General features: G+C 56.9%; 20 protein-coding genes. 8 read left to right on the forward strand and 12 right to left on the reverse strand.

Annotated elements, in window-relative coordinates; translation table 11 throughout:
• Positions 1–351 precede the first annotated feature (351 nt).
• The 8 genes from AC01ZF_RS13095 to AC01ZF_RS13130 form a co-directional block, all read right to left on the reverse strand.
• Positions 352–2,253: a hypothetical protein gene (locus tag AC01ZF_RS13095; RefSeq protein ID WP_476575413.1), complete on the reverse strand. Its 1,902-nt coding sequence runs from the start codon at positions 2,251–2,253 to the stop codon at positions 352–354.
• 220 nt (positions 2,254–2,473) lie between these two features.
• Positions 2,474–3,301, reverse strand: a complete 828-nt coding sequence (locus tag AC01ZF_RS13100) for an SDH family Clp fold serine proteinase (protein WP_424676518.1) — start codon at positions 3,299–3,301, stop codon at positions 2,474–2,476.
• Between the two features lie 21 nt (positions 3,302–3,322).
• A complete protein-coding gene (locus AC01ZF_RS13105; protein ID WP_424676519.1) occupies positions 3,323–4,021 on the reverse strand; it encodes a rhomboid family intramembrane serine protease in 699 nt (232 codons plus the stop codon).
• A 51-nt stretch (positions 4,022–4,072) separates the two neighbouring features.
• Positions 4,073–5,674 (reverse strand): H(+)/Cl(-) exchange transporter ClcA, encoded by a 1,602-nt coding sequence (clcA, locus tag AC01ZF_RS13110; RefSeq protein WP_476575414.1) that lies wholly within the window; start codon positions 5,672–5,674, stop codon positions 4,073–4,075.
• Positions 5,675–5,710: 36 nt separating this feature from the next.
• Complete coding sequence (locus AC01ZF_RS13115; protein WP_424676521.1) at positions 5,711–6,172, reverse strand: SRPBCC family protein; 462 nt, start codon at positions 6,170–6,172, stop codon at positions 5,711–5,713.
• A gap of 16 nt (positions 6,173–6,188) precedes the next feature.
• Positions 6,189–7,076: a 3-keto-alpha-glucoside-1,2-lyase-like domain-containing protein gene (locus tag AC01ZF_RS13120; RefSeq protein ID WP_476575415.1), complete on the reverse strand. Its 888-nt coding sequence runs from the start codon at positions 7,074–7,076 to the stop codon at positions 6,189–6,191.
• A gap of 474 nt (positions 7,077–7,550) precedes the next feature.
• A complete protein-coding gene (locus AC01ZF_RS13125) occupies positions 7,551–8,822 on the reverse strand; it encodes a hypothetical protein (RefSeq protein WP_424676523.1) in 1,272 nt (423 codons plus the stop codon).
• A 7-nt stretch (positions 8,823–8,829) separates the two neighbouring features.
• Positions 8,830–9,579 carry a VOC family protein gene (locus AC01ZF_RS13130; protein WP_424676524.1) on the reverse strand — a complete coding sequence of 250 codons (750 nt, stop codon included), beginning with the start codon at positions 9,577–9,579 and terminating at the stop codon, positions 8,830–8,832.
• Between the two features lie 172 nt (positions 9,580–9,751).
• Between AC01ZF_RS13130 and AC01ZF_RS13135 the strand changes: the two genes are divergently transcribed.
• The 3 genes from AC01ZF_RS13135 to AC01ZF_RS13145 all read left to right on the forward strand — a co-directional run bounded on the left by AC01ZF_RS13135 (position 9,752) and on the right by AC01ZF_RS13145 (position 11,593).
• Complete coding sequence (locus AC01ZF_RS13135) at positions 9,752–10,744, forward strand: MDR family oxidoreductase (protein ID WP_424676525.1); 993 nt, start codon at positions 9,752–9,754, stop codon at positions 10,742–10,744.
• A complete protein-coding gene (locus AC01ZF_RS13140; protein WP_424676526.1) occupies positions 10,741–11,253 on the forward strand; it encodes an arsinothricin resistance N-acetyltransferase ArsN1 family A in 513 nt (170 codons plus the stop codon). The genes AC01ZF_RS13135 and AC01ZF_RS13140 overlap by 4 nt, the downstream gene beginning before the upstream one ends.
• 121 nt (positions 11,254–11,374) lie before the next feature.
• On the forward strand, positions 11,375–11,593 hold the full coding sequence (locus AC01ZF_RS13145) for a hypothetical protein (RefSeq protein ID WP_428112806.1): 219 nt from the start codon (positions 11,375–11,377) through the stop codon (positions 11,591–11,593).
• A gap of 89 nt (positions 11,594–11,682) precedes the next feature.
• On the opposite strand, the gene AC01ZF_RS13150 is transcribed toward AC01ZF_RS13145, so the two are convergent.
• The gene (locus AC01ZF_RS13150) at positions 11,683–12,195 is read right to left on the reverse strand and encodes a hypothetical protein (protein WP_424676527.1); all 513 of its coding nucleotides are present in this window, start codon (positions 12,193–12,195) and stop codon (positions 11,683–11,685) included.
• A gap of 229 nt (positions 12,196–12,424) precedes the next feature.
• Between AC01ZF_RS13150 and AC01ZF_RS13155 the strand changes: the two genes are divergently transcribed.
• Together AC01ZF_RS13155 and AC01ZF_RS13160 are read left to right on the forward strand one after the other, a co-directional pair.
• Positions 12,425–12,850 (forward strand): hypothetical protein, encoded by a 426-nt coding sequence (locus AC01ZF_RS13155; protein ID WP_424676528.1) that lies wholly within the window; start codon positions 12,425–12,427, stop codon positions 12,848–12,850.
• Between the two features lie 167 nt (positions 12,851–13,017).
• Positions 13,018–16,320 carry a sensor domain-containing protein gene (locus AC01ZF_RS13160; protein ID WP_476575416.1) on the forward strand — a complete coding sequence of 1,101 codons (3,303 nt, stop codon included), beginning with the start codon at positions 13,018–13,020 and terminating at the stop codon, positions 16,318–16,320.
• Between the two features lie 155 nt (positions 16,321–16,475).
• Here the strand turns inward: AC01ZF_RS13160 and AC01ZF_RS13165 are convergent, their stop codons facing one another.
• From AC01ZF_RS13165 to AC01ZF_RS13175, 3 genes are all read right to left on the reverse strand, one after another.
• On the reverse strand, positions 16,476–17,444 hold the full coding sequence (locus AC01ZF_RS13165) for an AAA family ATPase (RefSeq protein WP_424676529.1): 969 nt from the start codon (positions 17,442–17,444) through the stop codon (positions 16,476–16,478).
• 181 nt (positions 17,445–17,625) lie between these two features.
• Entirely contained in the window at positions 17,626–19,017 is a 1,392-nt protein-coding gene (locus AC01ZF_RS13170; protein ID WP_476575417.1) for a hypothetical protein, read from the reverse strand.
• A 328-nt stretch (positions 19,018–19,345) separates the two neighbouring features.
• Positions 19,346–20,728 (reverse strand): CAP domain-containing protein, encoded by a 1,383-nt coding sequence (locus tag AC01ZF_RS13175; RefSeq protein ID WP_424676531.1) that lies wholly within the window; start codon positions 20,726–20,728, stop codon positions 19,346–19,348.
• Positions 20,729–20,919: 191 nt separating this feature from the next.
• Between AC01ZF_RS13175 and dps the strand changes: the two genes are divergently transcribed.
• From dps to AC01ZF_RS13190, 3 genes are all read left to right on the forward strand, one after another.
• Entirely contained in the window at positions 20,920–21,411 is a 492-nt protein-coding gene (gene dps, locus AC01ZF_RS13180; RefSeq protein WP_428131608.1) for a DNA starvation/stationary phase protection protein Dps, read from the forward strand.
• 4 nt (positions 21,412–21,415) lie between these two features.
• Positions 21,416–22,729, forward strand: a complete 1,314-nt coding sequence (locus tag AC01ZF_RS13185) for an extracellular solute-binding protein (protein WP_428131611.1) — start codon at positions 21,416–21,418, stop codon at positions 22,727–22,729.
• Between the two features lie 96 nt (positions 22,730–22,825).
• Positions 22,826–23,371 carry a zinc ribbon domain-containing protein gene (locus AC01ZF_RS13190; protein WP_424676534.1) on the forward strand — a complete coding sequence of 182 codons (546 nt, stop codon included), beginning with the start codon at positions 22,826–22,828 and terminating at the stop codon, positions 23,369–23,371.
• Positions 23,372–23,503: the final 132 nt, after the last annotated feature.

Raw genomic sequence — 23,503 nt, forward strand, 5'->3', positions numbered from 1 at the left:
CGGCGGGCATTGCAGCGCGGCGAGACCCAGGTGGTCGGTCAACAGTGGGGGTGGCGCGGTGTGGCCGGTGCACTGCGTGAACGGTTACGGCGTTGGAACTCCTTGTGGCCTATGCCGGTTAGGTAATGGTACCACTGCCTCTCTGCACTGTGGGAACGGCGGTGCCGTGCCCCTACGGGTGACACCCTTTGCGCCATTGCGTTACCGTCTTTGCGCCCTTTGCGCCCTTTGCGCCTTTGCGCCTTTGCGTTACCGCCTTCGCGCCCTTTGCGCCCTTCGCGCCCTTTGCGCCCTTTGCGCCTTTGCGTTACCGCCTTCGCGCCCTTTGCGCCTTTGCGTTACCGACCTGTTTTACCGCGCCCATTCACCGATCGACGGGCCGGTTTCAAAGAAGATCGTCGGTAGCAGATCGAACCGCCGACTGAGCCATGGCAACGTGGTTTGCAGCAAGCGCCGGCGCCAGCGAGTGGGGAAGAGGACATTGAACAAGGCCCATGCATGGGCTGAACGTGGCGGCTGGCGGCGAGCCAGTGCAACCAACCACGCCGCCAGCCGCACCTGCTGCCGAACCCAATGCGGCGCTCGCTTCCAACGATCCAGAAATGCGGTCAGCTCGGTGAGTTCGAGCGGTGGAAAGTCACTTCGCCCGCCCCACCGCTCAAGATGATACCGTATGGCCGCACGCAACCGTGTTCCCTCGCTGCGGAACAACGTGCGTAAGCGCACCGTATCAGCTTGCTCGCGCTGAACCATCGTCACAAACCGTAATAAACACGCTCGAGTGTGCCACGCAATCGTCAGCGCGTCAACCAGATACGCCAGACTCGTCACGAGTTGTTGGGCAAGCGGATCGTCCGGTGGTGCATACATCGCCACCTGTTCGTACAGATGTTGCGCCTCCTGCACAGCTTGCTCCGTCCACGCAATGACCGGCTCGATCTCACCTAATGTCTCGACCAGATAGACCCAGACCGGCAAGGCAGCGGTGGGACGCATCCACCACACCCACAACAGCGAAGGTACGACAATGCCGCCGACCCGCCACATTCCCGGCGCGTGACCGAGATACCAACCCTGTTCGATCAAACGTTCTGATTCCAGATACGCAGTTGTCACTGCCCGGACAAACGCAGGATCATAGCCGATTAATCGTTGATCAAACCATTCGCTCACAAACTGCTCGGCATCACATTCGGGATGCGCAGCAAGTGCGGCGGTCAACGCACTGCCGGCTTCCGTCCACAGATTCCAGCCATTTGGCCCAATCGACGCACCGCCGCCACCCCAACCACCGGTGCTGTTCCATGCCCATATCCCCACACACTGCGGTTCGTGAGCAGCACGCCGGATAGCAGCACCGTGCAAGCCGGTCAAGCCGGACGGCACCAACCCAAACAGCTCGTATTCGCGCCGATTTTGTAACTCGACGATCTGGCAAGGACCGTGCAGGCCTAACGTCGGATTGGGCGGCAACAGCCGGAAGAAATCGGCCGGCGTATGCTTGATCGAGACCAGCAGATGCGGATCGCGCTGATCGGCAAAAACAGCGGCGTAACGTTCCGGCGAGCAGAGCAAATCACCTGCCTCACCAATACCGAGCGTCCACGTGCGTATGATCAAGTGCCGGTCAAACTGCGCGCACACCGGCAGCAAGGTCGCGATCAGATGGCGAATCGCGGCCACCTCGTGGTAGATCAAATGGCCGGTATAGCCAGCGACATCATGCGCGCCACCCGTCTCGCCAATTCGTACAATCACACCGCTGACCATCGGCAGCGCTGTGAACAGATCGATCAGAGCCGCCCGGTTCAACGCCGCCAGTTGGGGGTTATCAGCCGCGATTGGCCCGACGACACGGCGCAGGTCGTTGGTCATCCACTGCATATCACAGGTGACATAGACCTGCATCCCGCGCGCAGCGGCATCGTACAACAACGGCAGCAGAGCACGGCGGTACGCCAGCGCCCGGAGACGGAAGGGGCTATCGGGTGCATAGTATGGTTGGGACGGCGCGTGATCGAGCGTCACCAAATGGGCCAGATTATCGATGATGATCCCGGTATAGCCCTGCGCCTGCACTGCCGCCAGATAGGCCCGCGCCCGTGCCACACCGCGTTGCAAGCGCGCCTCATCGACATACGGCGGTGCCGGCAGATCGATCTGGCTAAAGGGAAACGACGACCAATTCCGCACTGGGGCGAATGGATCGATAAACGGACCATTGATATCGACGAGACGAAGCGAGAGCGTCATGCCTAGCACCTTTTCCGCTGCGGGCCGAACAGGCTAACAAGGGCAGAGCGACGCTCTGCCCGTACAAACCGGTATCAAGATTTTGTTAAGTAATGATTATATCTGTTTAAAGAAAACGCTCAAGGGGAAAACAGGCAACAGCGGGGAGAGGAATTATCTCATAATCGATACAAGCAAACCTTATGGAATGCGGCAGTATGACTGCCGCATTCCATAAGAGCTACGACACATCATACTGGCGCGAACGCGGTGCGGGGATGTACTCAACCGAGGGACGACGCTGGGCCGTTTGCGGATACAGGGCCATCATCTGATAGATCTCATCCGGCATATCGGTACTGATCGGCAAGCCCAATTCACGAGCTTCGCGGACCGTAATCGGGTAGTCGTGGGTCCAAACACCACTGGCGAGTGTATGAGCGACCTCTTCAGCCTTTTCCACCGACATTTTATCACTGAGCAACTCACAAACTGTATGCTTGACCTGTCGGATCGCTTTCTCGGCAATATCGGCCATCATCAGCGTCTCATCATCAATCTCGCTGATCGGCTTGCGTTCCAGCACACGCAAGATCGACGCCGCCGGATGCTGGCCCAATTGCGGGTCAACCGGCCCCAATACAGCATTCTCGTCCATCACAATCTCATCGGCGGCGAGCGATATCAATGTACCACCCGACATCGCATAATGTGGGACGAAGACCGTCACTTTAGCCGGATGCTTCTGCAACGCGCGGGCAATCTGCTCGGCGGCCAACACTAACCCGCCCGGTGTATGCAAAATCAGGTCAATTGGAATGTCGCGGTCGGTCATCTTGATTGCCCGCAACACCGCTTCGGAGTCTTCAATGTTGATATACCGCACCAACGGAAAACCGAGGAGACTCATCGTTTCCTGACGGTGGATGAGCACAATCACCCGACTTTTGCGCTTGCGTTCCAACTGTTCAAGCAGTCGCTGGCGTGCCACATCGAGCATGCGCTGCTTAATCACCGGCTGCAACGACGAGATGATGAAAAAGAGCCACAGCAGCGAGAAGAAATCCATACTTCACCTCTGGACAAACTATCACCATGGATAATACTGATCAAGATAGTAGCGCCGAATGTAGCGCTGCTGTCGAAAGATAGGGGCCAACACCAATCCGGCGATAAAGCCGCCGATATGGGCCCACCATGCCACACCGCCCATCGCCTGCACATCGATCAAAATTGAAAAGACGCCGTTAGCCAATTGTGAAAGAAACCAAAACCCTAGATACACAACTGCCGGGATTTCAACAAACCAAGGTAAGAAGAAGATTGGGACAAGCGTAATAACCCGAGCCGAGGGATAGAAGAGCAGGTACGCCGCTAACACACCACTCAGCGCACCACTCGCACCCACCGTCGGAGTTGGTGACGTTGGGTTAAAAAACACATGGGTCAATGCTGCCGCCACACCGCAGAGCAGGTAGAAGATTAGATAGCGCTGGCTACCCATTCGATCTTCGACATTATCGCCGAAGATGTAAAGCGCCAGCATATTGCTGAAAAGGTGAAGCCAGCCACCATGCATAAACATCGAGGTAAAAATGGTGAGCCACTCGGTCGGATCGAGCGGGTTGGTCAGGAGACGCACCGGCACTAAGGCTAAGCTATCAATCCAGGCTTCGGCGAGCTGCGCATTACGCGCCATTAATAAGAAGACCACCACATTCGCTGCCAACAACGCCCAGTTAACCGCCGGAAACGAGCGTGAGGGGATCGTATCTTTTAATGGCAGCATACTGCCTCCTCTCGATATGCTTGATCAACATCATTATCATAATCGGTATGCTCAATGTGTTGCTCGGTCAGGAGCTGCACAACCGGCTTGCAACATCGCTAAACCATGGGCTGCCGAGGGCGAAACCAACACGGTGAGCTGCATATGTGGCTCGATCCGGGTATAGGCGGTTGCAATCCATTCACGATTGCCATCTCGACAACGAACAATAATGCAGCCGGGAGGTAAGCCCAATTCGCGAATCGTGCGCCCGACGAAAGGCGCCTCTGGCGCTACCGTCAGCTCAACCACGACCGGCTCCGCCAACATATGGGCAGATGGCGTATGGCGCAGATCACGGCGCAGGAGTGCTTCGTAGATCGGTCGATCGCGCAATACTTCAGCTACAGCATAGGCAAAAAAACAAGCCAACAACAACGGGAGCAATTGATTGTAGTTACCGGTCATTTCCGCGATGAGGATGATGCCGGTGAGTGGGGCCCGCACAATGCCGGTAAACAGAGCTGCCATCCCGACCACCCCAAAGACTTCGGTCTGCGGCGCTAAGAATGGTGCAATGCTATGCGCCGTCTCACCGACACCGTAGCCGATGAGCGCACCTAAAATCAGCAACGGCGCAAAGATACCACCCGGAGCACCGGTCGCATAACTCAGCATTGTCAGCGCAAAACGAACCGCAAGGAGGATAGGCAACAGGGTCAGATCAATCCGACCACGTAAGACATCTTCGGTAAAATGGTGACCACCCCCAATCAAGTTCGGATACCACCAACCAACTAATCCAACACACACGCCGGTTAGCATCGTGTAGGCAAGTTTTTGGCGTGGCCGGAGCCGAGCAACCCCTTCCAGCATCGCCAGCAGCACCTTGTTAAACACGACCCCGGCTAAACCACAGACTACTCCCAGCACGATAAACACCGGCAACGTACTGAGCGGCTGGATCGGATAATCAGGTATTGCAAAGACCGGCAATTGCCCGGTAAACAAGCGCGTGATGACATTCGCCACCACTGCGGCCACGAAAGCTGTACCAAACACCGACGGACGAAAGTCGCGCTGCAATTCTTCCAGCACAAACACGAGACCAGCCAGCGGTGCATTAAACGCCGCCGCCAAGCCGGCCCCTGAACCGGCTGCAATAAGAGTCAAGCGCTCGCGTGGACCGCTGCGCAACAATTCGGCCATCCCACTACCCAGCGCACCACCGATTTGCACACTTGGCCCTTCCCGTCCTAACGCCAAACCACCACCGATTGCCAACATACCACCGATTATCTTGACCGGAATAATTCGTCGCCAACGCAAATCGCGTAAGCGGTACAACACTGCCTCAATGTGAGGAATCCCACTACCCGATGCCTCCGGCGCATAACGACGAGTCAGCCAGACAGCCAACGTCGCACCGGTAATAGCCCACACGACCGGGAGCAACCACCCTACCATCGGCGCTTGCTGGCTCCATTCGATCAGCTTGGTGCGTGAACTATCACCGAGACCGAGTAGCCCGCGAAACAGCAAGGTCACGCTGCCAGAAAGGACACCAACCCCAATGGCGATAGGCAATAAACGCCGCCGCTGCTGGCGCGAATCGAGAAATTCGGCCAACTCACTGGCAGTGACTTGCTCCTTCACCGTAGAAACAGAACTCACGCCAATCTCCCTCCGACCAAGGATAGCTCGATACATCTAATGAGCTATCTCACAGACCCGCTTCAACCGCTCCATCTGCACCTGCACGTCAAACTTCATAAACGGAGCTATCGTCAGAGGCCAAATGATATCGAGACCGGGAATCTTCAACCGATACTCGATCCGGTTGTGGATCAACGTCTGATCGGTACGATCCTGCCACGGCAACCACTGCCACGCATCAAACCCCTCCCAGAAGCCATCGAAAGCCCACAACACCAGACCGGGCCGTCGTTCGGCCACTACATAGCCGGCTTCAAGCAACGGGCCAACGCCGGTGAGACGCAAACGCCACGGTGCACCGGCATCAAAGCGCCAGCCATCGAGCGGCGTAAACTGCACTGCCGGCGATATCCAACGTTCCATCAGCGCCTGTTCAGTCATCACCCGCTCAACCCGATCCATCGGTGCGTTGACGATCACAAATTCCTCAAGCAGATAGGGAAACGGCGATTGCATGCGATGTTCCTTCCCATCACGGAAACGACCAGATCGCAATATTATCAAACTGCACCTCGACCCCACCCTCTGCACGGTAACACGCCGTCGAAACGCCGATCCGTCCGCTCGGATAGGTTGTGTCGTTCACCTCAGCAACCAGCACATCGTTGATAAACACCCGAATCCGCGCACCCTGCCGAATCACGCGCAGCCGGTTGAAGGTATCAACCGTCGTCAACCGGCGTGGATCACCTTCGGCGAGTATGACCGGATCGCCCGCTGCTGCAATGACCGAAAGCCGATAGTAATCTATGAACAACTCGAACTTGTAAAAGCCAACATCTTTCTGGTGCGCAAACACCAACGCACAGCTCACATCACCACTACCACGGGCGATTCGACAATCAACTTCGGCGATAAAATCGGTAAAGGAGCTGAGTTCGTACAACTCATACGATGCCCCCCGCCCCGTCCAGAACACTTTGAAGACACCGTCTTCGATAACGTCAAGTTCGACTTCTTGAAACACACCGGTAAACCATGCATTGCGGTTATCGACAAACTCATCGTAAAACACCCGACGAGCACCGGCAAACAGCGCAGCAATCTCTATCTCAAGCGCATGCGCCGTCTGCGTCACGATCTGGATGGCTTGCGCAGTACCCGCCTGAGCTGTACGGATCAACGTGGTTGCTTCAAGCGGGGTAGGTTGTCTTGCGACACCAGTTACCGGTGTCGCCGTGGGTAAGATACCGGTGATAGCCGTGGTCGTCGCTGTTACTACGGCGAACGGTGATGGCGAACCGGCTACCGACGATGACTGCGTAAACGTACAGCCAACACCACCGCCGACCAGTACCGGTACGATCACCGCCAAGAGGATGAACCACCTGGTAATAGCCAATATCCGCGGTACCGGCATCCGCGCACCACACTCGGTACAGTATCGTTTCTGCGTCGCCGGTGCTCCACATTGCCTGCAAACGCGAGGGTAAGCCATAGTCATCGACAATACAAACAAGAATAGGCGGTAGCACAGCTCATCATCGTGCGGCGCTCCGCCTATCTTACACCACTTTTCAAGATACAGCTCAACAGTGTATCAACCGTCGCCTAGCCCAACCCATTCGTCTGCCACCACTGAACAGCCACACCTACGGCGGAAATCACCGCCGCAGCGAGTAACGATTCGCTCTATGCAAAGCCCAATCCAAAGACGGCGACGAAGAAAATGATGCAAAACACGATTACGAAGACGGTGATGTAAGGATGCGAGCGAATGAAGGATAACACGCGATGATCCTTTCGTTGGTGGCTAGATACCAGGTTGGCAACCATGCACCCATTGCCTAACCATGGACGACGTCACCATACTACCACATTCTTGCAACACCTATCACCCATTTCGCGCACCGGCTTTATGCACACCCGCTAAACTCCCGCCGATCACACTCACCGGAAGGCCACTAGCAGCACGGTACGCTGCGACCACACGTTGCACCTCAGCCTCGGCATCCGAACGACCAAACACCACCAGCGTAGCCCGGGTAGCAACCACCGGTTGGCGAACGCCAAAAATTACCGGCGCCACGAATCGCTCGGCTAGTGCGTCGGCGTGTGGATCGGTCAAGCCCAATGCCGCCTGCGACCAATGGCTCTGCGTGAGCAACTCACCGATCAACCGCACGTCATCTTCGCGCTGCGCGCGATGAGCAGCGGCACGTAACAAAGCCAGCGCAATTCGACCACGCTGCTGCTCTTCGAGCGCAAACATCGCCAAAGCCGCCAACGAACCAGCACTCTCGCCGGCAGAGTCGGTCGTCGATAACCGTTGGCGCCCTCTGCGCAGAAAGTCGTTAAGGCCCATCGCAACTAATGCTGCACCGGGTTCAGTAGACGCCCCGGCAAGTAACCGGTCGATCTTTGCAAACGCCGCATGCACCCGTGCCAGCGGTTGGCGCGGTTCATCACCAACGCGAATTGTCCAAATCGCATAGCCGGCGGGGAGATGGACGCTTCCCGCGAGCTGTGCACTGTGAGGCCAGACGGCCAACACCTCATTTGCCGCCGCGCAGACGGTAGCAAACGCACCGATCAGCTCACCCCCACGCCGATCAAACCGGACCAACCCTTCGGCGCAGGTGATGGCAAGTTCACGTGGTGACAGATGAACGCCATACGCCGTCACTAATGCTTGTGCGACGGCAGCTATCACCGCTGCGGCCAGACCGGGCAGATTCGGGTTGAGCTGGAGCATCACCCGCGCACCGCCACCAAACCGCACAAACTCCTCGCGCATGAGGGCAACCCACGCCATCAGCGCTGGCCCCCACCACGGGCTACGCGGCGGTTGGTAACGGTCAATCTCGGCTACGACATCTTCGTATTCGCGCGGCCCACTATGCAAGAAGAGGGCCGTGCAAGGGATTGAATCGATGCGTGTCTCCAATCGAAAACGGATGACCGGTTCGGGATCGGGTTGCAGCGCAACCATTACCCCACCGCCGGTAGGCCAGAGCAATGACAACATCCCGGCCTCGGTGACAAGACCACCGAAGAGGTCAACCCAACCCGGCGCACGTACCAACGTAATCGAGCGATCACGGTCAAAAAAACCGCCTCGCTCGGCACGCACTCGTTGGGCAAATCGTTCCAAGTCGGCTACCATAGATGGGTTATGCTACCGGAGCAGCCATAATCGCTGCGCCAAGCTGCGGCGAGAGATCGGGAAATTGAAGATCTTTTAGTGTGATCGCACAAATACCTTCACCACGTCGGGTCAGACGGTCGAGCACGTGCGGATCACCAGAATCGGGACTGCGCAACACAATCTCACTCTCACCGAGCCGGATGCGCGCTTCAGCGGGAAAAGCTTGCGGCGTCACACCAAGCAAAGCGGCATACCGCCCGACACTCGCGACCAGATCAGTTACCGCCACCACCACCTCAGCAATACCTTTTGCACCGTTGCTGTGCCCCCAAAAATCGGCATCAGGCACCCGATACGCCCGATCGGTAATATCACCGCAGAGAAATGGTAAATCAGGACTTGGCGGCCACGCTGTCTCCCACGCGAGGCTGATGCTATCGGGCCGGATCCGCCCACCAGGGATCGGCCCGTTCATCATCAGCCCACGGTCGGCAGCAGTAGCAACTGCAATCGTCGTGTTGGTTGGTAGCAGAGCAAAATCAATCAATCCAGGCCCAGCCACTACATGCCGCCACCAGCGGTGTTCCGGAGCCGGTCGTCGAAAAGCGATCAACTCAAGATAGGTACCATCGGGAAAACTGATCAGGGCATTGTGTGTTGCACCATCGGCATGTTCTCCGCCAGGAGCAACAACAAAACCGGCTGCCGTATACGCTGCTATTGCCGATGCCAACTGTTCCACCAGGATCACCACGTGATCAAGCGCACGAATCATAGCACCCTCATATGAATACGCAACAAAGACGACAACTGCATCGACAGTGTTATTCCCAACAAGCCGATCAATGTTTGACAGAGCTGGGCCCACGTTGTTGGCATCCGTATCTTTCTTCATTATAATCGACAATACATGAATCGTGTACGAGCAAAGCAAGGGAGCCATAGCGATGAGTGAAGAACGCTTTACCGCGCTGGTGGTAGAAGAAGGAGCCGAAGGCCGGCGGGTTGAATTCCGTGAATTACCGTTAAGCGCATTACCGCCCGGCGAGGTACTGGTCAAAGTCGCCTACTCGACACTCAACTACAAAGACGGCCTGGCAATCACCGGCAAAGGTAAAATCCTGCGCACTAGTCCACTAGCACCGGGAATCGACTTCGCCGGTACCGTCGTCGAGTCGTCCGATCCCCGGTACAAACCGGGTGATGAAGTCATACTGACCGGCTGGGGTGTCGGCGAGCGGCATTGGGGCGGGTTTAGCCAGTACACGCGGGTGAAGGGCGAGTGGTTAGTGCCGCTGCCCGCCGGAATGAGCTTGCTGCACGCGATGACGTTAGGCACCGCCGGGTTTACGGCGATGCTGTGCGTGCTGGCCCTCGAACGGCATGGGTTCATCTCCGGTCGTGAAGTACTGGTCACCGGCGCTGCCGGCGGCGTGGGCAGCGTGGCAGTGGCGTTGCTGGCCAAAGCCGGGCACAAGGTGATCGCCGCCACCGGCAGACCCCACGAAGAGGCCTACTTGCGCGAACTCGGCGCGAGCGGCATCCTTGACCGCAATACCCTCACCGCCCCCGGTCGTCCACTTGAAAGCGAACGGTGGGGTGGCGCAGTCGATACCGTCGGCGGAGCGGTGCTATCCGGTGTCCTACGGGCAATGGCGATGCGTAGCGCAGTCGCCATCTGCGGTAATGCCGGCGGCGCCGAGTTCACTACGACCGTGTACCCATTTATCTTGCGTGGTGTGACGATGATCGGCATCGAATCGGTGATGGTGCCGCGCGAGGAACGACTCGCCGCTTGGGAGCGGCTTGCCCGTGACCTTTCACCTGAATTGCTCGACCGGATGACGACAGTCATTCCTTTTGCCGAGCTGCCCACTTACGCCGAACAAATTACAAATGCGCAAACTCGTGGGCGAATTGTCGTGGATATTAACCGATGAGTAGCGTCTTAACCCGTTCTGCAACCGTAGCCGATGCGGAGGCGATTGCCGCGATCTACAACCAAGGCATCGCCGACCGCATCGCCACCTTTGAAACGCGACCACGCACGGCCGAAGAAGTGGCAGGCTGGTTCGGCGATCGATTTCCCATCGTCGTGACCATCATCAACGATCAGATCGTTGCCTTCGCAGCCACTTTTCCCTATCGTCCCCGCGACTGCTACGCCGGGATCGCCGAGTTTTCGGTCTACGTCGAACGTGAATGGCGTGGGCGCGGGATCGGCCGACTCACTATGCTGGCCCTGATTGAGGCAGCTACTCGGGCCGGTTTCTGGAAGCTGCTCTCGCGGGTGTTTGTGGAAAACACCGCTAGCCGAGCGATGTTGGCTTCGGTCGGCTTTCGTGAGGTCGGCATCTACGAGAAGCATGCCCGTCTCGATGGCCACTGGCGTAACGTGGTCATCGTCGAACGGTTGATTGCCGAAAATCTCGCCGATAGGGAGATGTGATTATTGTTACACAATTTTCTTGCACCGTGTTGACGCACACATAGTCAATAGATCATCTGCGTATGATCAACACTGCTTAGACTGCATACGGCGATGTAACGGTATCATCAGCATGCGCTGTATGTGGTCTTTGCGGCTTTTGTTGGTCTTATCGGTCACAGCATTCGTGCTAGCAGCATATGGTACTGGCGGTAGTACTGCCAACCAGAATTGCCCTATCGTCATCGCATGGCTCCCTAGCGAATTGGGCGCAGAACTTAAGGATGCTCGTGAAGCGCTCAGCGCGGTGGTCGGTGAGGTATTTGGACGTCCGGTCGAACATTGCACCACCACGACCTGATCGTCGTGCGCCGGATGCCCGATCCGGTGATGCAGCAGGTCTTTGTCAGCGGGAAGCCGGTGTACACCTTGCAGGAGCAGAACGAACCGCTACCCTTCCCCGACCGCCACCGGACGGCTGAAGAATTGCCGGCCCCACGCGAGCATCGTTAGCAACGACCAGCGAAGCAGCCCTTCGGGGCCAATGGCAAAGAGCAGCGCCAGCGGCACGCCGCTCAGCCAGCGGCCCCATTCAGGTGGTGGTTGACCATCAATTGAAAACATACCGAAATAACGCACACTATAGCCGTTAAAAATTCCGATCGCATCAAGACCAACGACTGCTAGCCAGAACACCAGCGCTGAAACGCCCCATTGCCGTGCAAGTGTGCCGGTCGGCCAAAAGATCAGCTCGATAAGACTAGCTACGAGATAGACTACTCCCAACACCAAAATTGTGACATAACCGCTACTCTGTAACGTCGAGATCATCCAGATCACAAACCGCTGAAAACCTTCACTATGGCCGAGTAACCACTCGGTGGTAAACACGTTGCTCTCAAACCACCACCAACCGGCAATGGGGAGCACAGCAAGGGACAGAAGCAATTTCAGATGTCGCATAGTAGTTCATTCATAAAGAGTAAAAGTCGACTCAATTATTATTATAGGGGCAAGTTGCAGATTGCGCGGATACGAGCTAAGTCTGGCATACCGCAGCCAAGGTGCCACCTTTTCCCCATGCTGACCCCAGCGTTGCTTAAAGCCTAACCGGATGCTGTTATAATATAGGTAGAGAGACGTTGCAATGTAACGTCTTTAATTAACTTTCTCCATGAGATGTGTGCTGCCTATGTCTGCTATCACCGAAACTCTCGATCGCGTGTTTGACCGGCTGCTGTTTCTACCACCTCAATCACCAATCCCAGAACCGGTTGACGAACCGGCGGTTGATGAGGTAACCGAGCTTGAAGATGCTTTTCCTGCGAGTCCCGGTGAGCGCGCTTTCAGCCTCTCTCTCTTTATTTCGGCAACACGCTGTACCCTGCAATACGTGCTCTTGCCGGTTGTGCTGCCGTTGATCGGGCTAACCACTGACATCTCTTTGCCGATGGTGATTTTGCTCGATCTACTGGCAATCACAATGCTCGTCCGCAGCCTACGTTACTTCTGGCAGACACGCCATCCACGTCGGTTCGATATGTTACCACTGTCGAGTGTGATCCTCTTTATCATTCTTTTTTCGCTCGGTTTTGATATTTGGCAGCTCCTCTCATAGTCCCAAATTGTCTACGCCAGCAATATCGTATTAATGATCTCTGTCGGTAGCCTGAATGGCTTACCGACAGGTTCCACGATACTTCCCACTGCAAACGATTGGCGTAACCACAGTATACTACAGTATACTAAGGATAGTATTAGTTTCTACATCCGGTAGCAATTCGTATGACCGATGATGCTGCACTATCCTCAACGTCATTACCCATCGACATACTCTCAACAACGGCACTCACTACTATCGTCGGATGCCTCGCCGAGTTTGTCCTCATCCTTACCCCTGACTACATCATCTACTTCGCCAACCAGACCGTGACTACCTTGCTCGGTTATTCCCCAACCGACCTTCATCACAAATCACTCTTAGAACTGGCTCATCCCGACGATCAAGCAGGGTTACAGCAGGCTCTCCAATCGTCCGTACAGCAGTGTATCCGTCAACCGATACGAGTACGACTACACCACGCTGATGGTGGTTGGCGGATCTGCGAGCTGATCTTATGCAATCACTGCACCGATCCGAAGATCAAGGGGATCATCGTCAATGGTTACGATGTCACTACCTTACTAGCCGCCGATCACGCCCTGCGTCACAGCGATCTACGCTACCGCCAGTTACTCGAGCTCGCACCGTGGATGATTCTGATAAGTAGTTTTCCCGCCGGGATTATTCGCTACTGCAACCCTGCCGGCGCCCGCATCTTCGGGGTAAGTGATCCTGCCGAACTGATCAACGAACCGCTTACTGCATTCATCTCCGGCGAAGAACACGAGCAGATGCACCAACGGCGCGTTGAGTTGAGCGAGGGAAAAACGCTTGAACCGGCCCGTTACCATATCTATGCCCGTGATCAAGTTGTGCGCGTGATCGAGACCCAAGGCGTCCTTATCGAGGGTTCTGGTGAACGACAAGTACTTACCATCGGTCACGATGTTACCGACCGGATCGAGGCTGAACGACAGCTCAATCTGCGCGCGCGCGTGCTAACCCAGATTCAGGAAGCTGTGATCGTCACCGACCAGAGTGGAGCTATCGTCTATCTCAACGATATGGCCGCCTATCTGTATGGGGTCAATCCCCAAGCGGTGATTCACCAACCACTTAGTCGTCTTTTTACGGCTGAACCGCTCCCCTATCAATCGCTCCAGACCTCTACAAACAGTAGTATGCAAGGCTGGCGCGGTGAATTGATCCACCGCTTACCTGACGGTCGCAGCATGATCGTTGAGGCGAGCATCGATCCACTTTACCATAATGAAATGGTCAACGGCGGAACATTGATCGTGGTGCGTGATATTACTGCCCGTAAACAGGCTGAGGAGCGGTTACGTTTGCTCGAATCGGTAGTAGTTCATACAAACGACGCAGTACTCATCCTCGATGCCGAACCACTCCATACTCCCGGCCCTTTCATCCGCTATGCAAACGCTGCTTGCAGCCGCCTGACCGATTATGCTTCACACGAGCTGATCGGGCGTAGTTTACGCATCTTGCACGGACCTGCGACGAATCCCGATGCGCTGGCGAAGTTATGGACTGCGATGGAACAACACACCCCGATCCGTCTTGAATTGCTCTATTATACGCGTACCGGTGCCCCGATTTGGGTTGATGCTAGCCTCTCACCCGTCATTAACGAATCTGGCATCGCCACACATATGATCCTTTTGCACCGCGATATTAGTGCCCAGAAGCTCGCGGTGTTTCTCGAACAGGATCGGTCTGAATTATTAGCCTTGTTGTTGCAGCACGCTTCGATCAAGACGATTCTGGATAAACTCGTAGCTCTCATTGAACGTCAACGCCCGAATTGGTTGGTGTGGGCCGTTATTAATAATCATGCCGTAGCGTACAGTAGCCGATTGGCCGAAGAATCTGAGCAGACTGCCCCACGCTTACGCCAATGTATCTTCCACCACAAAGATAAGCAGCCGATTGCTATCGATTTACGTACCCAATGGGAGTGGTTACACCATTACGGTGTTACCCATGGTCTGATCTGGTCAATTACCGGTAGCAATAGCGCATTAGCCATCTTTTACCCGCAAACCGATTGGCCGAGCGAATCCGATCAAGCGCTCTTGCGCGTGGTGACCGACCTTTTACATTTGATTGCCAATCACGTGCATCTCAACACGCAACTGCAATATCAGGTGCGTTACGATGCCCTTACCGGCCTACCTAATCGGAACCTTTTGCAAGAACGGATCGCTCTCGCCATCGATAACGCCCGCGAACAACATCATCTGGTTGCACTCCTCTTTATCGATCTCGATGGTTTTAAACAGGTGAATGACTCGCTTGGGCATCCCGTCGGAGACCGTTTTCTCAAACATGTTAGCCAGGCCTTCGCTGCATGCGCCCGCCCCCAAGATACGCTGGGCCGCATGGGAGACGATGAGTTTCTGTTGCTGATGCCTGATCTGCCTGATGCACGATTAGCCGATATTGCCGCTCAACGCTTACTCGATGCCCTTCAGACGCCGTATGTCTACGATGGGCATGAATTGCGCTTAACCGCCAGCATCGGGATCAGCCTCTTCCCGCGCGATGGCGTCGATGTGGTGACCTTGCTCAAGAATGCCGACAGCGCCATGCATCGCGCCAAGGAACTCAAACGCAGCGGTTTTCTGCATTACCGGCCCGAACATAGCCGACGCGCCTATACTCGCCTCGCGCTGGAAGCCCAACTGCGCCGCGCGCTTGAACGGCACGAACTAGTGGTGTACTACCAACCGCAATACGATTTAGTCAGCGAAGGCATCACCGGCGTCGAGGCACTGGTGCGCTGGAACCATCCGCAACGCGGCCCGATTGCTCCCGGCGAGTTTGTGCCGATTGCCGAAGAGAGTGATCTGATTATCGAGATTGGGTCGTGGGTGCTGCGCGAAGCCTGCCGGCAAGCAATGGCATGGCAACAGGCTGGCTATCCACTCTTGCGCATCAGCGTCAACGTCTCGGCCCGCCAATTATTGCGGCCTGAGTTCGTGGCCGAAGTGGCAGCGGTCTTGCACGCCACCGGTCTGCCGGCCCAGTATCTCGAACTAGAGATTACCGAAGGCGTGATGCTTGATGACCCGATCTTCGCGGCGCACCAGATCGATCAGTTGCGCCAAATGGGGGTGCGAATTGCGCTCGACGATTTCGGGACCGGGTATTCGTCGCTCGCCTATTTGCGCCAGCTCCGCCTCGATGCGCTCAAGATTGACCAAGCGTTTGTGCGCGCCATTGACGAACAACAGAATGTTGTCACGAACAGCCGTGCTCTGTTGCGCGCGATCATTAACCTTGCCCACAGTCTTGGGCTAGCTGTGATTGCTGAAGGCGTTGAGACCAACGAACAACGTACTGCGCTGATCAGTATGAGCTGCGATGTGTTGCAAGGCTACCTGATTGCACACCCCATTCCCGCCGATGAGGTGTGGCCCACGATTATACGGTTGAAAGGGCGGCATACGCCAACTGATTGAAGACGCCAAGGGGGCAAAGGCGCAGAGGTGTTACACGCAAAGACGCCAAGAACGCAGAGGGCGCAAAGATGGTTGGGGATGGTGATCATCCTCGCGACCTCATCTATTCCCTCTGTGCCTTTGCAGTAAACCTTATTCTCCTCCGGGATAGAGGATCACCCCCCCTCTACCGGCACCGGGATTTGAGCGAGAATGCGTTCGAGGATCGCCGTCGTCGTCTGCCCACGCAGCCGCGCTTCGGCAGTAAGGATAAGGCGGTGGTTAAGAGCCGGAACCACTATCGCTTTGACATCATCGGGTAAGATAAAGCTCCGCCCGGCCATTGCCGCTCGCGCCTGCGCTAAATGAGCCAACGCCAGCGAACCACGTGGGCTAGCGCCTAGCTCAATATCGGGATGATCGCGCGTGGCACGGGCAATTGCTACCAAATACTGCCGTACCGGTGGGCTGATTGCGACGGTGCGTACTGCTGCTTGTAGCGTGCGAACGGTTTCGGCGCTGACAACCGGCGATACAGCGGTTGGGTTGGCCGGAATTAACGAGCGCCGGACAATCTCCTCTTCTTCGGTGGCACTTGGGTAGCCCATCGCGACTTTGATCAAGAATCGGTCGAGTTGTGCCTCCGGTAATGGGAAGGTACCCTCCAGTTCAATCGGATTCTGTGTCGCGATAACGAGAAACGGGCGCGGCAGCGGGCGCGTCTCGCCGTCGATCGAGACCGTCCGCTCTTGCATGGCTTCGAGCAGCGCGCTTTGGGTGCGCGGCGTCGCCCGGTTGATTTCGTCGGTCAATACGATCTGGGTAAAGATCGGGCCGGGACGAAACTGAAACTCGCCTAACTTTTGGTTATAAAACGAGAGACCGGTCACATCAGAGGGCAATAGGTCTGGGGTGAACTGGATGCGCTGAAACGTACAACCAAGCGCACCGGCGAGGGCACGGGCAAGAGTAGTTTTACCTGTACCAGGTACGTCTTCGAGCAAGACATGCCCTTCACAGAGCAATGCTGCCAGCAAAAGGTCAATAATCGCTTCCTTACCGACGATGATCTGGCCAATCCGAGCGCGAATGGCGGTTGCGACCCGGTGAATCTCGGCAATAGCGGTTTCCGAAACGGTGGACACGATGCAACTCCTTGCCGGTCAAAGGCTCTCAATGGTATCGTACCACGATCCCAGCATCGCCGGTGCGCCGGTTGATATGGAGTGCGGCAGTGCAGCTGCCGCACTCCACATGTTCACTGCTGCCAGTGATTGCTGGAACACAAGGTGCAGCGAACCGCCAACCAACAACATTACCCCCATATCAAGGCCGCGCCATCAGCAGATAGTACCCCTCACTCCCGCCATTGCTGGCCGCAAACACCGGATTGCCCACTGTCACCAAGGCGCGCGTATTGGCGGTGTTCGGCGTCACATTCACCACCAGCACCAGCCGGTCATTGGTAAGCGCCGCTGCGATTGCCGGCGAACTCCCCGCTGTTGCCCCCGGCGCAGCCAGCGCCGTCCACAGCCGGCGTTGGCCGAAGTCAGGACTAACCACTAATGCAAACGGCTCGCCCGATTCGTAATTGCCGAGGGTCTGGCCAAAGAGTTGCATCGCGCTGCGGCCTTGCAGACAACAAGCGGTATCACCCACAACCAGCAGCGTCCCGTCAGCCGCCGCTGTCAACGCCCGGATCTTGATCGAATTGCCCTTGCCATTACTCAGGCGAGTGAGCAGCCACTGCCCGCGCAACAGCGTGCCGGTCGCCGGATCGAACCGGCCATACCACGCCAACGATTTTGCGCCGCTGAGATTGAACGGATTGTTGTATTGGTCGAACTTGATTAACTCGCTCGCGCTCAGCACGCGGTTCAGATCGGCAGGATCGCGGCCAAAGATGGAATTGCCGCCATCGGTGAAGCCGGCGAAATAGAGCAGACCATCCGCCCCTAGCGCCAAACGCCGTCCTTCGCTGTCGGCAGCCAGATTCGCCCCCTTGACAGCCGCGGCGCTAAAGCCGTAGCGCTGCCATGCCACGCTGCCATCAATGAGACGGTAGGCGCGCAAAAAGGCCACTTTCAGATCAGAAGCCGCTTGGGTGTAGCCAGTGGCAACCAGCAGCCCATTCGCCGTATCGAGCGCAATATCGGCGACCGCAGTGCCGGCCACGACAATCGCCAACGGCGAGCCGCCAGCAGGCGGATAGACCAGCACCGTTCGATCGACGGCTCGCAACGCCGCCACCCGACCATCAGCGCCAATTGCACAACGCGCGATCGCACCCGGCGTCGCCCGCCACCGCACCGTCACCAGATCAGGTTCCAACACGATCACCCCGTCTGGCCCGCACGCGACGGCGCTGCCATCGGCGGCTAACGCCGCGTGGTTGAGTGTCGCAGCGACTCGCACCACCCTGCTGATCGTCCGCCCATCGGCGGCAATTTGGATCAACGCGCCAGCCCCACCCTCCGGCACGATCGTCTCTGGCGCATCAGCCAGCACCGGCACATTCCCCGCCAGCACCAATGCGCCGGCAGGGGTAAACCCCACCGCGACCAGCCTATCATCTTGCGCACTCCCCAGATAACCGGCCACCGTAGGCGGCGGAGCCTGCACCAACGGCACCCACACCGTCACCGGGTTGGCTTGGGCTTGGACAGAAGCGAGTGTAACGACGAACAGCAATGAGATAATGATCAGAAATTGACGCATCCCAACCTCCTTATGTTACGGCAAGAGCGCGGCAGGCGATCACGCTGCTGTATCTCGCCCCAAGCAATCTGCTCCAAACGCCCAGTCCAACACACACCGGTTAGCAACCTCTTGACCCAACGATACGTTCACGAATGCCCAGCATCGTCCCATGCTGGAGTGCAGCAGTTTAACTGCCGCCCCACTCAGCGCCTTCACCCCTATGCTGGAGTGCGGCAGTCTAACTCTAACTGCCACCCCGCTCAACACATCCATACCGCCCGATTATGGAGTGCGACAGTGCAACTGCCGCATTCCACAGTTATCATTTCACATCAACCGGTAACGCTCACCACCCCGTCTGAAACTGCCACCGATAGGTAAACGGTCGCCCATCGTAGCTACCGCCCACCATCACCTCAATCGTTGCCAACGCCGGCAGCGGCTGTGCTGGTATGATCACGATCCCTTTATGGCCAACAGGCAAATCGGTCGAAACCGTATGCGGCAACATCGCACCGCCCACCACCCGCAGCTCGGTCGCCGTGACCACTGGAGCATTGCCGAAGTAGCGCCAGTGCAGCGTGATCGGATAGATGGTCGCTGGCACCCCTTGTTGGTTGGCCCCCGGATAACGCACCGGCCAGCCGGGATAATCAACACCTTCATTAAAATTCGACAACACATCGAGAGCTGCTGCACTCTGTACGCCATTCGCCGTTGTATAGAAACCGAACCCAACTACCTGCAACGTTGGATACAACATCCACAGCCGATGCCCAACCGACTCCATCCAACTATCGATGGCATGCACCGGTTGCCACGTTGTGCCCAAACCAATCCAGGCGTTGCCGTTCTGAGCACAGCGCTGTCCTGCCTGCGATGCATACGGAAGCGATGGATTTTGATTGTGAGTCAGATCGTTGTTCTCGGCCATATAGCGGGCATGCTGCCAACATTGCTCACTGAGCGTTGCATCTTCTTGCACTGGAGCCAAACCGGCTGCCGCTCGATACCTATTGAGCCGCTCCAACCAATTACTCGGTAAAACTGGCGTCGGAGCAACATCGGTAGGTGAGCCGAATACCTCCCGACCCAGCAGACCAAGCAACACCACATCTGGCCCAAGCTGCGTATGCAACTCAAACCGTGCCCGCTCGAACCACTGCGTCAGTACCGTATCACCTGACGAGTTTGTCTCTATCCGTGGTTCGGTCAGCGGCAAACCAAAAAGTGCCAAACTCTCCGCTTCACTAAACCCCGGTCGCCCATCAAACTCAAGTCCATGCGATTGCCAATACCGCAGAAATGCATCACAGACGAGATGTTGGGTTTCAGCAAAATAACGACAACCGACCTGCTGCGTCACCGGCGCTTTCGGTTCGTTTTGCCACGGTGTCCCCCGCCATTGCAGCAGATCATCGCCCAACCGGCCTAGCAAGACATCGTATGGCCGCCCTTGTTCGGGATGGAGCTCAAAACGATTGCGCTCAAAGAGCTGCACGAGCCGCGCCCGCCCTTCGACTGCTTGGGTAAAGGCGGGCGAGATCGGAAAGCCGAACACTGGCAACCCGCCGTTTTGCCGCCAATACTCGGCAAACCGGCCTTCAATGCAATTGGGTACTTCAGCGAAACAGATGCGGGATTGGGCCTGCGCGGATTGCACAGGCAACAACGCCAAGAACATCACAACACTGGCGATCAGGTTGATCAAGCCGCGCCAACACCACATTCCAGCCTCCTCACAACGCGCTCAACCGGCAAGTCTGCAGGCTATTGTACCAACCCAACATTGGCATAACCAGCCTGACTTTGGTATGATGTAAGTACCAAGATGGCACCCTCGTCTGCTGTCATCACCGGTGTCGTAGGCCCACTGCCTTGGCAAAGTCGGTTGAAAAGTTCAATGCAAGGAGGGACACAATGACTCAGACCACGGAATTTGCAACTCGGATCGATCTGCCGCTTGAACAGCGGCGGACATTGACCGCGATGCTCAATCAACAACTGGCCGATACGTTCGATCTGATGAGTCAAACAAAGCAGGCCCATTGGAACGTTAAAGGCCCGCACTTTATGGAATTGCACGAACTATTTGACGAACTGGCCGGCCACTTGAACGGTTTCGTCGATACACTGGCCGAACGGGTCACAGCCCTCGGCGGTATGGCGATGGGAACCGTCCGCATAGCCGCTGGGACATCACGCCTGCCTGAATACCCTACCGACATTATCGACGGTATGGCGCATGTTGCTGCGCTGGCCGACCGCTTCGCCGCCTATGCCCATACAACCCGGCGAGCTATTACGACCGCCGCCGATCTGGGCGATCAGGCTACCGCCGATCTGCTGACCGAAATCGCCCGCACGATTGACAAGGATCTCTGGTTCCTCGAAGCCCATTTGCAGGGATAGCACTGTGACCCTTCGTATTGCCTGCGCCGCGGCGCTGATCTGCGTTGCGGCGTTGATTGGCGCCGCCTGCGCTGCGCCGGCGCCCGCGCTAACCGTGACCTCAGCGCCCACGGCGACCGCCGCGCCAACCGTGTCCCCAGCGCCCACGGCGACTACAATGCCCACCGCAGTGCCAGCCCCTACGGCAACCCCGGTGGCGCGCCAATTGACGATCTGGGTCGCCGAACCGGCTGAGGCCCAATCTGCGATTGCCGCCGAGTTGCAACAGGCTGCGCAAGCCGGCAACTTCCAACTCGCCATAATTCCCCGCGACCCCGACGGATTGCTCATCAGCCTCGCCACCGATCGCCTGCTCGGCCTGCCACCGCCCGACCTGATCTGGGCCGATCAAGAGGCATTGATCGGGTTATTGGCCGATCAGGTACTGGCCCCGCTTGATATTCAACTGCCCGACGATCTCTTACCCGGCTTGCGTACTCTAGCGAGCAGCAACAATACGCTGTGGGGAGCACCAATTACCGCGCAAGATATGCTGCTGCTGCTTTACCAGCTCGATCGCTCGCCGCCGGCGACGGCTGCTGATTTGGTGGCGGCAGCACAAGCGGCCCGCACATCCGAACGAGCCGGCTTTGTACAAGGTTGGGGCGCGGCCCGTTGGTTCGCACCGTGGTTTTACGCTGCCGGTGGCTCATTTACCAACCCCGACGGTACTGAGCCAACTCTCGACACACCGGCAATGACGACAACCCTTACCCTCCTTCGCGACCTCTACCGGGCTACGCCACGCAACGGTGATAGTTATGCGCGTGGCCAACGTCTGCTAGCCAAAGGATTTGCCGCCTATGCAATCGATGGTGACTGGGCCTGGGCGACCTATCACGCCATTAGCGATACATTCCAGATCGGGATTGCGCCACTACCCTCGTTCAACGATAACCCAGCCCGCTCACTGATCGGCGGCAGTCTGTTGATGCGCTATCGCGATGGACAAGCTACGCCAGAGGATGTGATGACACTGCTGGCAACTCTCTACCAACCAGAGGTGCAACTGCGGCTGAGTGCAGCCCTAGGCCGCCTACCGGCCCGGCGTGAGTTGTTAACCGACGCCAGCATCCAAACTGATCCGGTCCGGGCTATAACCGCGATGCAAGCGACCGACGCCCCCGGCCTTGCCCCGACACCTGCCGCCCGCTGCGCCATTTTCGGCGTCGAATCGTACCTGTACAGCGCCACCACCGGCGATCTCCCGATCAACGAAGCCCCTCTCCGTATGCAACGCGCAGCGTTGGCCTGCTTGCACCAATTCGTGCAACCCTAACCGGCTCGGTAACGTCATATTCGACAAATGCTTGGGCTTTAGCTACCGTGCAGCATCCTACATCAATCACGATTGAGTTAGAAGAAGGATAGCGCTATGCACTGCCCGCATTGCAATACTGAACTACCCGACGATGCGCGCTTCTGTATCGAGTGTGGTACCGCGGTGCGTATCGCAACCGGTGAAACAGTGCCATTGTCGAGCAGAGGCAATACGACCATTACCTGCCCACATTGCCACTCTATCAATCCGCGTTATGCCCGTTTCTGTGTGCACTGCGGTCAGTCATTGTCGGCGAGCGGGCCGGTGGTATCCACCCCGCCATCACCACAGCTCCATCCAACCTACCAAGTATCTAATTGGAACGCAACGTTGCTCTTGATCGGAGCCGCTTTGCTCATCCCGATCATCTTTCGCTTACCACCCATGATCTGGTCCAATATCCTGATGGTTATCGGGATTGCCCAACTAATCTTTCACATTCGCCGTGGCACCATCCGATCTGGGATGCGCAATGCGATCTGGTTGTTCGGCATGGGAGTACTGTTCCTGATACCGAGACTGCTTTTCCCCGGCCTCATCGTATTGGTTGGGCTGACGTTGCTGCTCGAAAGCTGGCAATGGCGAGGGAAGAGGTCGTAATCGAACAGAGTTGAGTTCGTTACCCATCAGTCTAGCTCACCCCCTCACATCTACTACCATTACACCGGTTCACCAGTTGTTGCACGGCGCGTACTACCGATAACTCACCATCTTACCAAGGAGTACGCCTGT

Source organism: Chloroflexus sp. (assembly GCF_056331925.1).